Source organism: Salinarimonas sp. (genome assembly GCF_040111675.1).
Lineage (GTDB): Bacteria > Pseudomonadota > Alphaproteobacteria > Rhizobiales > Beijerinckiaceae > Salinarimonas.
Genome location: NZ_CP157794.1, coordinates 2,726,056 through 2,739,624, shown reverse-complemented (window position 1 = coordinate 2,739,624; position 13,569 = coordinate 2,726,056). Strand labels below are relative to the sequence as shown.

The window sequence follows — 13,569 nt, the reverse complement described above, 5'->3', positions numbered from 1 at the left end:
GCTCCCGTCAGCCGGCGAGGTCGTCGCCGATGAGGCGCGTCCAGCTCTCGCCGGCGAAGCCGTTGACGAAGGCGCGCCCGGCGAGGAACGGCTCGATCAGGGCTTGGTCGCGCGCATGCACCAGCGTAGAGGCCCGGTGCGCGTAGGCGCAGCCGCGGGTGAGCACGGCCTCGAGGATCGCCGGCTGCGAGCGCCCGCGCAGGCCCGCGAGGCCCTCCTCCGCCGCGCTGGCGAAGAGGCGGTCGATGACGTCCTGCATGCGGCCGGGCGCGGCGGCGATCTGGAGCACGTGCCCGATCCCGCCGGGCTCCGCGTGACGGACGTAGAGCCCGATCGGCATGGCGCCACGGCGTACCAGCCGGCGGGTCATCGCCCCGTAGCGCGCCTTGGAGCGCGCGTCCTCGATCATGCGGTCGAGATCCATCTCGGACCAGGCCGGGCGGGCGGCGGCTTGCGCGGTGAAGCGCTCCAGCAGCGCCGCGAAGGCCGCGTCGTCGACGATCTCCTCCTCCGTGCAGGCGCTCGCGGCGAGAGCCGGCATGGCGCGGCGGGCCAGCGCGTCGAGGGGCACGGCGAGGCCGCGAAGCCGGCGCAGGGCGGGCCGTTTCGCCGCCGCGACGGCATGTGCGAAGGCGACCGGCCGGAAGACGCGGATCCATTCCAGGCTGTAGGCGGGCAGCACCGTCCCGCGCAGGCGCCGCCACATCCCCTCCGAGATCGCGTTCGCCGTCTCGCTGAGCGACAGATCCTGCGGGCCGTTGAGGAAGGTGCGCAGCAGCTTCGCGCCGGCGAGCGGGTCGCGCGTGGCGTCGGCGACCATCAGCGCGCCGCAGAAGGCGGCGCGACGCATCGCGCCGTCCACCACGAACGGCATCGCGATCACGCCGACGAAGCCGTCGACCGAGCCGGCCTCGGTGCGGTGGACGAGGGAGGCGATCTCCGGCTCGGCCTCGAGCGGCTCGACGAAGAGCCGCTCGATATAGGCTTCGAGCGCGCCGTCGCCCGACCCGTCCGCGCGGCCGAAGGTCTTGCGGAAGAGCGCCGCGACGGCCGGCACGTCCTCCCGGGCGATCGGGCTTATGTCGCTCGCGCCCGCCGGCGCCTTCGCGTCGTCGTGGACGAGACGGATCATACGGCGTCTCCCTCGCGTCGACGGGCCCGGGCGACGCGCGGCGCGCCGGTCTCGTCGGCGACGAGCCGGATGTCGTCGTAGGCGGCCGCGCGCTCGAGCAGGCGGGTCACCTGGCGCTCCTGGCCGTGGCCGAACTCGAAGGCGAGGACGCCGCCGGGCGCGAGGAACGGGATCGCCTCCCGCGCCAGCCGCTGCAGGATCGAGATGCCGTAGGGGCCGCCGTCGAAGGCCTCGCGCGGCTCGCGCTCCACGAGATGCGCGCGGTCGCCGGCGAGCCGGCCCGTCGAGATGTAGGGCGGGTTGCAGACGACGAGGTCGACCCGGCCCTCCAGCCAGCGCCCGGCGAGGGGCGCGAACAGATCCCCGCGCAGCACCTCGACGCGATCCGCGACGCCGAGCCGCTCGGCATTGGCCCGGGCCGCGGAAACCGCGCCGGCCGTCAGGTCGCAGGCGGCGACCCGGGCCCGCGGCGCGTGGTGGGCGAGCGCGATGGCGACGTTGCCCGAGCCGCAGCACATGTCGACGACGCGCACCGTCCCTGCGCGCGCCTCGATGGCGGCGAGCGCCGTGCGGGCGAGGAGCTCGGTCTCGGCGCGCGGCGCGAGCACGTCGGCCTGGGGCGGGAAGGGCAGGCCCATGAACAGGGCCGTTCCGGGCGCATGCGAGGCGGACGGCGTGCGATCGGCGACGGCGGCATTCATGGCGAGGGCGTTCATGGCGGGCGCGTTCATGGCGGCTCTCCTCAGGTTCGGACGAGAGGCTCGACCGTGATGGGGGGCGCGAGCAGAACGGACGCCACCTTGCGCTTGCCGGCGATGTCCCGCCACACGGCCTCGACCTGCGCGACGGTGATCTGCGCCGCCGCCGCGACCTGCTCCGCCGGCACCCGGGCGTCGAGTGCGTAGAGGCACAGGTCCATCGTCGCCGTGTCGGCGGCGAAGTAGAATTCCTCCTGGCTCTGCGGCATGGACCACGTGTCCGTGGTCGGCGGACGCGAGCGGATCTCGTCCGGCACCCCGAGATAGGCGGCGAGCTGGTAGACCTGGGTCTTGTAGAGATGCGCGATCGGCTTCACGTCGGCGGCGCCGTCGCCGTTCTTGACGAAGAAGCCGAGCTCGTATTCGAGCCGGTTCGGCGTGCCGGCCACCGCGTAGTTCAGCCGGTCGGCGTGGTAGTACTCCAGCTGCTTGCGGGTGCGCTGCTTCATGTTCGCCGCCGCGATGATCGCCTGGTAGGGGGCGAGCGGCAGCCGGTGGCGGCTCTCGACGCCCTCGGGAGACCGCACGACCAGCGAGGACAGGTTGTAGCCCCGCGCCCGGAAGTCCGGGTCGAGCACGACCTTGCAGCCCCAGCCCGGGCCGAACGCCGGCACGATCTCGCGGATCGCGGCGTCGCGCCGCGCGTAGCAGCCGGCGGCGTCGAGCATCGGCGCGATGTCCTCGACCACCGTCTCGATCCCGAAGCGCTCCGCCACCAGGCGCCCGAGGCGCAGGCTCTCGGGATCCGAGTCGCGCTCGGGCATCAGCACGCCGAGCACCCGGTCCGCGCCGAGCGCGGCGACCGCGAGGCCCGCCGTGACGGAGGAGTCGATCCCGCCCGAGAGGCCGAGCACGATGCCGCGCTTCTTCAGCCGCCGGCGCACCTGCCCCGTGAGCGAGCCGGCGATGCGGGCGATCTCGTAGGCGGGATCGAGCGCGAGCGCGTCGCGCGTGAAGGGCGGGACGGCGTAGCTGTCGGGGCGCATGACGGCCTCCTCTCTCTCGGTTTCGGGCTCACTCGGCGGCGATCAGCGTCGCGGCCTCGCGGCGGCTGATCTTGCCGGTGGTGGTCTTGGGCAGCTCGGCGACGAAAGTGACCTCGCTCGGGACCATGAAATCCTCGAGGTGCCTGGCGCAGTGGCGGACGACGGCGCGCGCGTCGAGCGCGACGCCGGGCTCGAGCGCGACGAGCGCCTTCAGCGCCTGGCCGAGCACCGGGTGCGGCACGCCGATCACGGTCGCCTCGCGCACGCCGTCGAGCATGTAGAGGACGCTCTCGACCTCCTTCGGCGCGACCTTCTCGCCGCGGGTCTTGATGATGTCGTCCTTGCGCGCGACGAAGTAGAGGAACCCGTCGGCGTCGGTGCGGAAGAGGTCGCCCGTGTAGAGCACCTTTTCCCAGGGGAAGGGGCCGGGGCGCAGGGCGGCGTTCGTGGCCTCCTCGTTGCGCCAATAGCCCTTCATCACGTGCGGGCCGCGGATGACGAGCTCTCCGACCTCGCCCGGCGCCACGGGCCGCCCCGCGTCGTCGACGACGAACGCCTCCGTGCCCGGGATCGCGACGCCGACGGAGCCGGGGCGCCGCGTCAGCTCCTCGGGCGGCAGCCAGGTGCAGCGCTTGCACTCGGTGAGCCCGTACATCGAGTAGATCCGCGTCGTCGGCAGGAGCGCCTGCAGCCGCTCGATATGCGCAGGCGGCAGCGCGGCCGCCGTGTTCGAGACGTAGCGCAGGCCGGGCAGCGAGCCGGGCTCGAGGTCGCGCATGGCGAGGAGCAGCGCCGCCATGGTCGGCACCAGGGGGAAGCCGGTGACCTTCTCCTCGCGCACGCGGTTCAGCACCGCCTGCGGGAAGGCGAAGCCCTTCTCCAGCACCAGCGTCGCGCCCACCATCACCGACATCAGCACCTGGTAGAGGCCGTAGTCGAAGGAGATCGGCAGCGCGCAGAGGATGACGTCGTCGGGCGTGTTCTCGAGATAGGTCGTGATCGAGGACGCGGCGGCGTGCACCGTCTGGTGCGTCATCATCACGCCCTTGGGCCGTCCCGTGGAGCCCGACGTGTAGACCAGCATTGCGAGGTCGAGGACGATGCCCGGGGAGGGCAGGGGCGCCCGCTCGGCCGCCGAAGCGGCCTCGTAGGCGAGGGCGCCCGGGATCTCCGCCGCGCCGCCGTCGGCGACGATCACGCAGGCCACCGAAGGCGCGCCTTCCAGGGCCGCCCGGGCGGTCGCGGCGAGCTTCCTCTGCGTGACGAGCGCCGTCGGCTCGCAATCGGCGAGGATCAGGGCGAGCTTGTCGGACTTGGTCGAGGCGTTGATCACGCTGAAGCACGCGCCCGCCTTGGCCGCGGCGTAGAGCGCGACCACCGCCTCGCGGCAATTGTCGGCGAAGACGACGACGCGGTCGCCGCGGGAGACGCCGCCCGCGACGAGGGAAGCCGCGAGGCGCGCCGCCTCGTCCTCCAGCGCGGCGTAGCTCGTCCGCACGCCCCCGGCGACCAGCGCCGTCTTGTCCGGGAAGCGCCGGGCGCTCTCCTCGAGATGCCGCTCGATCCGCATCGTCGTCCCTCCGATCCCGGGGTTCACGCCGCCGCGGCGGCCTGCTGCTTGCGCGCCACGAAGGCGACGAGCGCCGCGACGCTGTCGAGGTTCTCCGGCACGATCTCGGCGTCGGCGACGGAGAGCCCGAGGCGGTCCTCGAGGAAGGCGACCAGCTCGAGCACGCCGGTCGAGTCGATCAGGCCCTGCTCGAGCAGCGAGGCCTCGGCATCGAGGCCGCTCGCGTCGTCGGTGAAGAGGAAGTTCTCGGCGATGAAGCCGCGGATCTGCGTCTCGATGGTCATGGTGTCAGCCTCTCGGGGTCGGGTTGGAGAAGTTCAGGCGCCGAGCGCCGCATCGGGGCGGCCGCGCGCGCCGGCGAGGAAGTGCTGGTGGAACAGCTGCGTCGACAGCACGCCGACGAGCGCCATGTTGTCCTTGAAGCCCATCGCCCCGCCCGCCTCGCATTTGGAGACGAGCTTGCCGACGGCTCCCTGATGGAACAGGCCCGTCTCGGCGAGCGCCGCGGGCGAGAGCCGCTCGCGGACGAAAGCGGGTTGCTCCGCGCCGAAGAAGGCGGCGCTGTCGGGCGCGCGGTAGGGCTGCTTCGGGCGGTCGCCGATCGCGGCCGGCACGCGGTGGCCGAGCGCCGCGCGCAGGATGTGCTTCTCGCGCAGCCCCTTGAGCTTCAGCCGCGCCGGGATCCGCGCCGCCGCGTCGACGACGCGCGGGTCGAGGAAGGGGAAGCGCCCCTCCACGGCATGCGCCATCGACACCCGGTCGCCCTGGGCGGAGAGGATGTAGCCGGGCAGCAGATGCGCGGTCTCGAGATACTGCGCCTGCGCGAGCGGGTGCCAGCCGTGGAAGGCCTCGGGCAGGCTCTCGCGCAGGGCCTGCAGCGGGTCGTAATCGCCCACGAGCCGCTTCAGCTCCGGCGAGAAGAAGCCTTGCGTGCGCGCCGTCGTGGTGAAGCGCGGCAGATGCGAGAACAGCGGGTCTCCGGCGCGGTCGAGCGCCATGCCGAAGAAGGCGTTCAGATAGGCCGGGCTCTGCGCCTGCAGCGCCGGAAGGTACGGGTAGAGCCGGCGGAAGAGGAGCGGGCGCAGGCGCGACTCGGGGCGGCGCGCGCAAAAGGAGCGGATCTTCGCTTCCTTGAAGATGTCGTAGCCCCCGAAGAGCTCGTCCGCGCCCTCGCCGGTGAGGACGACCTTGTAGCCGCTCTCGCGCACGTGCCGGGCGAGCTTGTAGAGAGGCGCCGGCGCCGTGCGCAGGATCGGCCGCTCGGCGGCGCGGACCACCTCGGAAAAGTCGGCGGCGATATCCGCGCCCCGGCAGAGGGTCGCGTCGTGCGCCGTGCCGAGCGCCCCGACCATGGCCTCCTGGAAGGCGCTCTCGTCGAACTCGGCGCTCTCGAACGTCACCGAGAAGGTGCGCAGCCGCTCGGCCACCTCGTCGGCCGCGAGGGACGAGACGATGGAGGAATCGAGCCCGCCGGAGAGGTAGGCCCCCACCGGCACGTCGGCGCGCAGGCGCAGCCGGGTCGCGTCGGCGAGGAGGGCGGCGACCTCCTCCGCGATCGCGCCTTCGCTGCGGCGGGCGGCGGCGTCTTCCTCCAGGGTCGGGTAGGACGGCGCCCACCAGCGCGAGACGCGCACGCTGTCCGGCGTCGCAACCAGCATGTGGCCGGGCGGCAATTCGTTCACGTCGGCGAAGAGGGTGCGCGGCGCGAGCGGCAGCCACAGCGTGAACACGTCGGCGAGCCCGAGCGGGTCGAGCCGGCCCGACGCCGCGCCGCAGGCGAGGAGGGCCTTGATCTCGGAGGCGAAGCTCAGGCCGTCGCGGCCGCGAACCCAGTAGAGCGGGCGCACGCCCATGCGATCGCGGGCCATGAGCAGGGTTCGGCTGCGCCCGTCCTGGATGGCGAAGGCGAAATCGCCGTTGAGCTCCGCGAGGCAATCCGCGCCCTTCTCGAGATAGAGGCGCAGGATCACCTCGGTGTCCGAGCGGGTGCGGAAGCGGTGGCCGCGGGCTTCGAGGTCGCGGCGCAGCTCCTCGTGGTTGAAGATCTCGCCGTTGAAGCTGATCGCGACGTCCGCCGCCTCGTCGACCAGCGGCTGGGCGCCACCGGCGATGTCGACGATCGACAGACGGACGTGGCCGAGCGCGCCGTTTCCGGCCACGCGCACGCCGCGCCCGTCCGGGCCGCGATGGGCGATGGCGTCGAGCATGCGCGCGACGGCGTCGCGCGCCGCGTCGGCGTTAACCAGTCTTCCGAAGTATCCGGCGATCCCGCACATGACGTCAGCCTCCCGTCGGCAACGTCGCCCCGAAACGAGACAGGTGCAAGAGCTTGACCGCAAAGGATTTATTAAAGTTTTCGCTTTGGTGAACAACGATCGATACAATTTTACTCAAATCCCTCGCATCGGAGAATTCGCAAGCCGGATCAGGCTCTTGAGCCGCGCCCTCGATCGGCGATCCGCGATCTCGAATTGTCGAGGCGGATTGTTGGCCTGGATTTCCCGCGTCCCATGGCTGAAAGGAACGTCAGGAGCTGCCCGAGAGCTTTACGCGGGCTTTACTCGGCAGGAGGTTCTGTCGAGGCTCCTGCCGCCAGAGAGCGCGCGAGATCCGCCCGTGCCGAGCCGTATCGAACGCCTGTTCGCGTCCTCCGTGACCGTCACCGCCGTCCGCCTCGTGGGGGCCGGTGCGGGCTTCCTCGCGCAGCTCGTGATGGCGAAGAATCTCGGCGCGACGGCGCTCGGCCTGTTCTATGCGGTGACGAGCCTGATCACCGTGCTCGCCATGCTCGCGATCCAGGGCTACCCGGCGGTGACGACCCGCTTCGTCGCCCGCTACCGGGAGCGGCCTTCGCTCACGGCGGCCTTCGTGCGCGCCGCGGCGCGGCATGCCGCCCTCGGCACGGCCGTCGCGGCCGCCGGGCTCGCCGGGGTGGCGCTCGCCTGGCCGTTCGAGAGCGGCGAGATCCGCGCCGGCCTGCTGATCGGCGCCGCCTGCCTGCCGTTCCTGGCCATGCTGGGCCATTCGGCGGCGGTCGCCGCCGCGAACCGACGCTTCGACATCGCCTACGTTCCGGAATCGCTGGCGCGGCCCGTGCTCTTCCTCGCGGGTGTCGTCGCGCTCGCGGCGCTCGGCGCTCCCGCGAGCGGGCCGCTGGTCATCGGGCTGTTCGCGGCGGTGACGGCCGGCGTCGCGCTGGTGCAGACCGCGCTCGCGTCGCGGCTCGTGCCGCGCGTCCCGTCGGCGCCGGTTCGCCCCCGGCTGTCCCGTCGCTGGAGGCGCGAAGCCTGGGGAGCGGCCATCGTGGCGCTCTTCGTGGGCGCCTTCGCCGACGTCGCGATCGTTCTCGCCGCGCCGCTGATGGCGAAGGCGGACACCGCCGTATTCGGCTTGTGCCTGAAGCTGTCCTTCCTGGTCGGCTTCCTCGTGCAGGCCGCCCACCACGTCGCCTCGCCCGATCTCGCCGACGCTCGCCGCGCGGGCGACGCCGCCCGGCTCGGCTCGGCCATGCGCAAGGCGGTGATCCTGCCCGTCGCGGCGACGCTCGCGGCGACGCTCGGCGCGCTCGCGCTGGGAGGGCCGGTGCTCGGGCTGTTCGGGCCGGAATTCGGGGCAGGGGCGGGGGTGCTCGTCCTGCTGCTGGCCGCGCAGGCCGTGCGGGCGATCGCGGGCCCGAGCGTCACGATGCTGACGCTGACGGGGGCGCAGGCGCAGAATGCGGCCTTGTGCGTGATGGCGCTCGCGGTGCTCGCCGCGGCGAGCCTCCTGCTCGTCCCGACCTACGCCGCGCTCGGCGCCGCCGGCGCGGTCTTTCTCGCGACGCTCGCCTGGCAGATCGGGGTCGCAATGGTGCTGCGTCGGCGCGGCGAGCCGGGGACGGATCTCCTCACGCTCGCGCGCGAGGCCGCCCGCCGCCGCGCCGCCGCCGCGGCCTGATCGATCAGAACGCCGTCCCGGGCCTGACGCCGAGCCTGCGGAACAGGGCCGCGGCGGGGCAGAAGCCGGTGATCGAGGACTGGATCAGGTTCACGCCCACAAAGGCGGTGAGCCAGACGAAATGCACCGACACGGTCAGCGTCAGCACGAGCGAGACGAGAACCATGAAGCCGGCGAAACCGAGAACGAGCCTGTCGAGGGTCATGTGAGCCTCCCTTTCCTGTGAACATTAGAATAAGCTAATAGAGAGGAGAGGCAAGAGCCGCCGGGGTCCGTGCGATCACGGAGGAGCGCGGACGAAAAAAGGCGCGGCCCACGAGGGAGCCGCGCCGAGTTCGGGTCTCGACCCTTTGGAGGCCGATGCCGTCGATATGGGAACTGGTCGCGCGCTTTGCGAGCGCGGCCGTCGTCAATCGAGAAGATAGGCCCTGGCGAGGCAGGCGTCCGACACCAGCCGCGTCATGGCGTCGGCGTCGAGAGCGCGCGGATCGAAGGGAGGCCGCAGGTCGTGGCGGGCGAGCAGCTCCTCGACCGCGTCCTCGTCGTCGAGGAGCGAGAGCCAGACCTCGGGCAGGGTTCGCTCGGCGACGGGCGCGAGCTGCACCAGCGTCACCGCCTCGTGGCGGGGATCGTCGAGCAGCCGCAGGAAGAGATCGCCGATCGCGACCGAGTCTCCCTCCAGCGCCTGCATGAACACGCCGCGGTACAGGACCAGGCCGCCGGTGATCCCGGCCGTTCTGTTGCGGTTCCGGCTCGCCTCGACGATCGCCGCCAGCTCCGCGGCATCCACGCCCTCGGCGATGCGGCTGTGATAGACGAGGCGAGTCGGCACGGTGCTCGTCACGAGGCGCACTCTCGGCTGGGGCTCAGGCGGCCTTGATCTCGGTGAGGAAGGTCTGCACCTCGCTCGCGAGCGCGTCCGTGTCGCGCGCCAGCGCGTCCGCCGCGGACAGGACCTGCGCGGCGGCGGCCCCGGTCTGGCTGGCGGCGCCCTGGACGTCGCCGATGTTGCCGGTCACCTCCTCGGTGCCGCGGGCGGCTTCCGACACGTTGCGGGCGATCTCGCGGGTCGCGGATTGCTGCTCCTCCACCGCCGAGGCGATGGCGGTCGCGATGTCGCTGACCTCGGAGATCGTCGTGCCGATGCCCTGGATGGCGGCTACCGCGTCCTTGGTCGAGCCCTGGATCCGGGAGATCTGGGCCGCGATCTCCTCTGTGGCGCGAGAGGTCTGCTCGGCGAGATTCTTCACCTCCGCGGCGACCACCGCGAAGCCCTTGCCGGCCTCGCCCGCACGCGCCGCCTCGATCGTGGCGTTGAGCGCGAGGAGGTTCGTCTGCCCCGCGATCTGCGAGATCAGCTCGACGACGTCGCCGATCCGGCTCGCGCTCTCGTCGAGAGCCTCGACCGTGGCGTTGGTCTCGGAGGCCCGGGCGACGGCGGTCCTGGCGATCTCGGCCGAATGGGTCACCTGCGCGCCGATCTCCTTGGCGGAGGCGGCGAGCTCCTCGGTGGCGACGGCGACGGTCTGGACGTTGGCGGAGGTCTGCTCGGCGGACGCTGCGACGGCGGCGGTCCGGGAGGTCGCCTCCTCGGCCGTCGAGGACATGGCGCGGGCGGTCTTCTCCATCTCGCCGGCCGCGGCTGAGAGGGTCTCGACGAGAGCCTTCGTCTTGCCCTCGAAGCCGCGCATCAGCGCATCGAGCGTCTCGGCACGGCGCTCCTTGGCCGCCTGCTCCGCCTGCTCGGCCGCGGCGAGGCGCTCGCGCTCGAGGGCGCTCTCCTTGAACACGCCGACGGCGCGCGCCATGGCGCCGATCTCGTCGCCGCGCCCGGCGCTCGGCACCTCGACGGAGAGGTCGCCCTCGGCGAGACGCGCCATGGTCCCGGTCATCGCGCGCACGGGACCGGCCACCTGAACGCGCACGAGCACGAACGCGATCACGGCCGCCAGGATCGCGCCGATGGCGACGACGGCGAGCGTCGTCAGCCGGCTCTGCTCGAAGGCCGATTGCGAGCTTTCGGCGGCTGTGCCGAGATTGCGGCGCTGCGTCATGACGACCTCTTCCAGCACCTCGTCGATGCGCTCGAAGAGGGGAACGGCCACCATCTCGAGCGTCGCCTGGGCGGCCTCGGGGCCGCTGGCGAGCGCGATCGAGGCCACCTGCGCTAGGGTCTCCGCGTACATCTGCTGGCTCGAGACGATCTCGCTCGTCTGCGGCCCGGGGCGCAGCGTCGCGAGGCTGGCGAGGCGACGCTGCGCTTCCGCCAGCTCGGCGCCTTGCAGCTCGGTCAGCCGCGTCCGCTCGGCCTCGCTCGAGGCCCACATGATCTCGTACGCGGCGAGCTGCGAACGAGTCATGTTCTCGGAGACGCGCGCCGCGAGATAGAGCGTTTCCGCATCGTCCTCGACCACCTGCTGCGTGGTGGCGTTCAGGGCCCCGAGCTGAAGAACGGCGAAGAGGCCGATCGCGGCCGTGAGAACCACGAACAACGCGATCGGGATCATCAGCTTGATCGAGATCGACAACCGAGCGAAACGCGACATTGCTTATGCTTCCCCTTAGGCAGGATTTGCTAAAAGGGATAGCGAGCAGAGCCTAATTCGCCTTTAACGGCTTGCGACGTTTCCGATTTTCGGCTGGACCGGCGCGGGCGCGTCGAGCGGGAGCAGCGATTCGAGATCCGCGCGAATCACCGCCCGGCACTCGCAGGCTCGTGCCTCCAGCCCCTGCGGATTCTCGATCCACACGCGGCCGTGACGGTAGCCGATCAAACCCTCCGCCCGCAGCGTCCGGGCGGCGGCGGTGACGCTGGTGCGGCGCACGCCGAGGGTCTCGGCCAGGGCTTCCTGCGTCAGCGCGAAGCGACGCGCGTCGGACGCGTCGCAGCAGGCGAGGAGACGCCGCGCGAAACGCTGCTCGAGCCCGTGCTTGGCATTGCAGGCCACGAGCTGCAGGAGCTTGCCGATCGTCGCCGCATTCGCCCGCAGCACCATCTCCCGCAGCATCGGGCTCTCGAGCATCGCGGCCTGCATGTCCGCGAGCGGCAGGGCGAAGCCGTGGCCCTCGACGCTCACGCGCGCCTGACGCAGCGTATGCGGTGCGCCCGTGCCGCCCATCAGGCCGATCGCGCCCTCGGGACCGATCGTCAGGCTCTCGACGGACGATCCGTCCTCCATCACGGTCACGTACGAGACGAGGCCGCTTTCCAGGAAGACGACGCGGGCGATCGGCTGATCGGGCTCGAGCACGACGTCCCCGATCTCGAACGTCACCGGCTGCAGCCTTCGCTCGAGACGTTCGAGATCCGCATCCGGCAGGAAGGCGAGACAACGATTTTTGTAGTGCCGGCGCGTCATGACATCCCCTCTTCCGCTCTGTGACGGGTTTTTCGTATCGTGATAGACCCTCGCCGGCTATGACGCAAATGCTTGAGCGTAAAGCGAAACCTAACTTTACGTAACTTGTGCTTCGCGCATTGCTCGCTTGTACATCCGTCGGACGGATTACCTGGCGACGCCGTCCCCACCGACGCGCGCCTCGCGAGCCGCCGACCTCTGATTCCAGCGAACCGGACGCAAGAATACGCGCTTCTCTTCCGTTCTGCAACCGAAAGCGCGTCATCGGGCTTCGAATGCACGTGGCCGCGGGAGGCGGGCGGGCGCCTCAGCGCCGCGGCCGCTCGTCGGCGGGCGGGGCCCGCGCCCGGCTCGCGCGAAACAGGACGGCCGTCGTCGCCATGGCGCCGGCGAGGCCCGTCGCCGTGGCGATTCCCGCTCCCAGCGGCAGCGCCAGCACGGCGATCGCGAGGCAGAAGGCCGCGAGGCTCCCGGTTCCGATCGCGACGGCGCCGAGCGTCGCGATCGCCGTCGGCGCGCCGTGACGCCGGTGGATGGTCGCGGCGATCACCGTCATGCCGACGGGATAGGCCATGGCGAGACCCGCGAGGGCGGGGCCCAGCCACGAGGAAGCGGCCGTCACCGCGCCGACGAGCGCGCCGGCGAGCGTTCCGCGCATGAGGAGGAGGGCGGGCCCGTCCCGGCCGCGGACCGGGGTCTCGACCAGCGCGAGGCGCCGGTGCGCGGCGTGCGAAAGCGCCGTCGCGGCGAGGAACGCGAGCAGCGCTCCGACGGCGCCGGCCTCGACCTGCGTGAACACGGCGGCGCAGGCGAGCCAGGCGAGCACCGCGCCCGCGAGCGCCGCGGCCACGCCGACGCCCGCTCGCGCGACGCCCGAATAGGCGAGCATGAAGGCCTGCGTCGCGGTCAGCGAGAGCAGCGCATAGGTCGCGGCCTCGGCGACATAGGCGTCCGGCTCCGTCGCCGCGAGCACGACGAACCCCGGGCCGAGCACGATCGGCAGCCCGGCGAGCACGCCGCCGCGGCGCGCGCCGAGCCGGCCGACGGCGAGCGTGATCGCGATCACGATCCCCGCCGTCGCGGCGGCGCGGACGAGAAAGACGCCGAGGTCGAGGCCCACCGGCGGGCCTCAGGCCACGACGGGCAGGGCGCGCGTGGCGTAGCCGTGGGTGAGGCGCCGCTCGCCGTCGGCGATCTCGAGGCGCATGGCGTGGGCCGGGCGCACGCCGCCGGACAGGACGGGCAGCGTGCCGCAGAGCATCGCCGTTCCCGGAGGCAGCCGGCCGTTCTCCGCGAGCGGGCAGCCGGCGATCAGCTCGGCGAGCGGGCGGATCGCGGCGAGCGAGCCCGCCTGATAGGGCGTCCAGTCCCGGCCGTCGCCCTCCTGGACGAAGGAGGTGAGGGTCAGCCCGTCGAGGCGATCCGCCACCGCGTCGAGCGGCCAGGCGGTGCGCCCGATCGGCTTGGCGCAGACCTGCTTGGAGAGCGCCACCGAGGTCGCCTCCAGCGCCCGGTCGGTGTGGTCCGAGCCGACGGTGAGCCACGGCCGCCCCTCGGCGTCGGCGATCACCACGGGCTCGACCTCGCCCGAGGTGGCCTCGCCCACCACCTCGATCGCCTCCTCCTGGGTGAGGAGGGCGGCGGCGACGCGGTAGTAGAGCGGCGCCGTCGAGGGCGGGGGCACGCCGATCTCCGCGAGCTCCGCGATGTGGTGGTCGACGGCGGCGCGGTCGCGCGCGGTCCAGCCGGCCACGACGGCGCGGGTGACGGTGATCTCGACGAGCCCGTTCTCGGGCGTGGCGAAGGCGAGCGTGGCGCTCATTCGGGA

General features: G+C 72.2%; 13 protein-coding genes. 1 reads left to right on the top strand and 12 read right to left on the bottom strand.

The window, feature by feature from the left end; all coding sequences use genetic code 11:
• Positions 1–7: 7 nt before the first annotated feature.
• The 6 genes from ABL310_RS12700 to asnB are packed head-to-tail and all read right to left on the bottom strand — an operon-like array spanning position 8 to position 6,722.
• Positions 8–1,132: a hypothetical protein gene (locus ABL310_RS12700; protein WP_349367381.1), complete on the bottom strand. Its 1,125-nt coding sequence runs from the start codon at positions 1,130–1,132 to the stop codon at positions 8–10.
• Positions 1,129–1,863 (bottom strand): HemK family protein methyltransferase, encoded by a 735-nt coding sequence (locus tag ABL310_RS12695; RefSeq protein WP_349367380.1) that lies wholly within the window; start codon positions 1,861–1,863, stop codon positions 1,129–1,131. The genes ABL310_RS12700 and ABL310_RS12695 overlap by 4 nt, the downstream gene beginning before the upstream one ends.
• Positions 1,864–1,874: 11 nt before the next feature.
• Positions 1,875–2,876 carry an NAD(+) synthase gene (gene nadE, locus ABL310_RS12690; RefSeq protein WP_349367379.1) on the bottom strand — a complete coding sequence of 334 codons (1,002 nt, stop codon included), beginning with the start codon at positions 2,874–2,876 and terminating at the stop codon, positions 1,875–1,877.
• 28 nt (positions 2,877–2,904) lie between these two features.
• On the bottom strand, positions 2,905–4,446 hold the full coding sequence (locus ABL310_RS12685; RefSeq protein WP_349367378.1) for an AMP-binding protein: 1,542 nt from the start codon (positions 4,444–4,446) through the stop codon (positions 2,905–2,907).
• A 23-nt stretch (positions 4,447–4,469) separates the two neighbouring features.
• Positions 4,470–4,730 carry an acyl carrier protein gene (locus ABL310_RS12680; protein WP_349367377.1) on the bottom strand — a complete coding sequence of 87 codons (261 nt, stop codon included), beginning with the start codon at positions 4,728–4,730 and terminating at the stop codon, positions 4,470–4,472.
• A gap of 33 nt (positions 4,731–4,763) precedes the next feature.
• Entirely contained in the window at positions 4,764–6,722 is a 1,959-nt protein-coding gene (asnB, locus tag ABL310_RS12675) for an asparagine synthase (glutamine-hydrolyzing) (RefSeq protein WP_349367376.1), read from the bottom strand.
• 340 nt (positions 6,723–7,062) lie between these two features.
• Between asnB and ABL310_RS12670 the strand changes: the two genes are divergently transcribed.
• The gene (locus ABL310_RS12670; protein ID WP_349367375.1) at positions 7,063–8,382 is read left to right on the top strand and encodes a lipopolysaccharide biosynthesis protein; all 1,320 of its coding nucleotides are present in this window, start codon (positions 7,063–7,065) and stop codon (positions 8,380–8,382) included.
• A gap of 4 nt (positions 8,383–8,386) precedes the next feature.
• Here the strand turns inward: ABL310_RS12670 and ABL310_RS12665 are convergent, their stop codons facing one another.
• From ABL310_RS12665 to ABL310_RS12640, 6 genes are all read right to left on the bottom strand, one after another.
• Entirely contained in the window at positions 8,387–8,587 is a 201-nt protein-coding gene (locus tag ABL310_RS12665; protein WP_349367374.1) for a DUF2892 domain-containing protein, read from the bottom strand.
• A 204-nt stretch (positions 8,588–8,791) separates the two neighbouring features.
• Positions 8,792–9,226: a BLUF domain-containing protein gene (locus ABL310_RS12660; protein ID WP_349367373.1), complete on the bottom strand. Its 435-nt coding sequence runs from the start codon at positions 9,224–9,226 to the stop codon at positions 8,792–8,794.
• A gap of 22 nt (positions 9,227–9,248) precedes the next feature.
• Positions 9,249–10,928 carry a methyl-accepting chemotaxis protein gene (locus ABL310_RS12655; RefSeq protein ID WP_349367372.1) on the bottom strand — a complete coding sequence of 560 codons (1,680 nt, stop codon included), beginning with the start codon at positions 10,926–10,928 and terminating at the stop codon, positions 9,249–9,251.
• A 63-nt stretch (positions 10,929–10,991) separates the two neighbouring features.
• Entirely contained in the window at positions 10,992–11,741 is a 750-nt protein-coding gene (locus ABL310_RS12650; RefSeq protein ID WP_349367371.1) for a Crp/Fnr family transcriptional regulator, read from the bottom strand.
• Positions 11,742–12,048: 307 nt separating this feature from the next.
• A complete protein-coding gene (locus ABL310_RS12645) occupies positions 12,049–12,861 on the bottom strand; it encodes a hypothetical protein (RefSeq protein ID WP_349367370.1) in 813 nt (270 codons plus the stop codon).
• Between the two features lie 9 nt (positions 12,862–12,870).
• On the bottom strand, positions 12,871–13,563 hold the full coding sequence (locus tag ABL310_RS12640) for a DUF2848 domain-containing protein (RefSeq protein ID WP_349367369.1): 693 nt from the start codon (positions 13,561–13,563) through the stop codon (positions 12,871–12,873).
• Positions 13,564–13,569 lie beyond the last annotated feature (6 nt).

What these genes read in the sequence shown, in the direction of transcription:
- ABL310_RS12640 (WP_349367369.1), bottom strand. Translation starts at nt 13,563, where the DNA reads ATGAGCGCCACGCTCGCCTTCGCCACGCCCGAGAACGGGCTCGTCGAG.
- ABL310_RS12680 (WP_349367377.1), bottom strand. Translation starts at nt 4,730, where the DNA reads ATGACCATCGAGACGCAGATCCGCGGCTTCATCGCCGAGAACTTCCTC.
- nadE (WP_349367379.1), bottom strand. Translation starts at nt 2,876, where the DNA reads ATGCGCCCCGACAGCTACGCCGTCCCGCCCTTCACGCGCGACGCGCTC.
- ABL310_RS12655 (WP_349367372.1), bottom strand. Translation starts at nt 10,928, where the DNA reads ATGTCGCGTTTCGCTCGGTTGTCGATCTCGATCAAGCTGATGATCCCG.
- asnB (WP_349367376.1), bottom strand. Translation starts at nt 6,722, where the DNA reads ATGTGCGGGATCGCCGGATACTTCGGAAGACTGGTTAACGCCGACGCG.
- ABL310_RS12665 (WP_349367374.1), bottom strand. Translation starts at nt 8,587, where the DNA reads ATGACCCTCGACAGGCTCGTTCTCGGTTTCGCCGGCTTCATGGTTCTC.
- ABL310_RS12695 (WP_349367380.1), bottom strand. Translation starts at nt 1,863, where the DNA reads ATGAACGCGCCCGCCATGAACGCCCTCGCCATGAATGCCGCCGTCGCC.
- ABL310_RS12685 (WP_349367378.1), bottom strand. Translation starts at nt 4,446, where the DNA reads ATGCGGATCGAGCGGCATCTCGAGGAGAGCGCCCGGCGCTTCCCGGAC.
- ABL310_RS12650 (WP_349367371.1), bottom strand. Translation starts at nt 11,741, where the DNA reads ATGACGCGCCGGCACTACAAAAATCGTTGTCTCGCCTTCCTGCCGGAT.
- ABL310_RS12700 (WP_349367381.1), bottom strand. Translation starts at nt 1,132, where the DNA reads ATGATCCGTCTCGTCCACGACGACGCGAAGGCGCCGGCGGGCGCGAGC.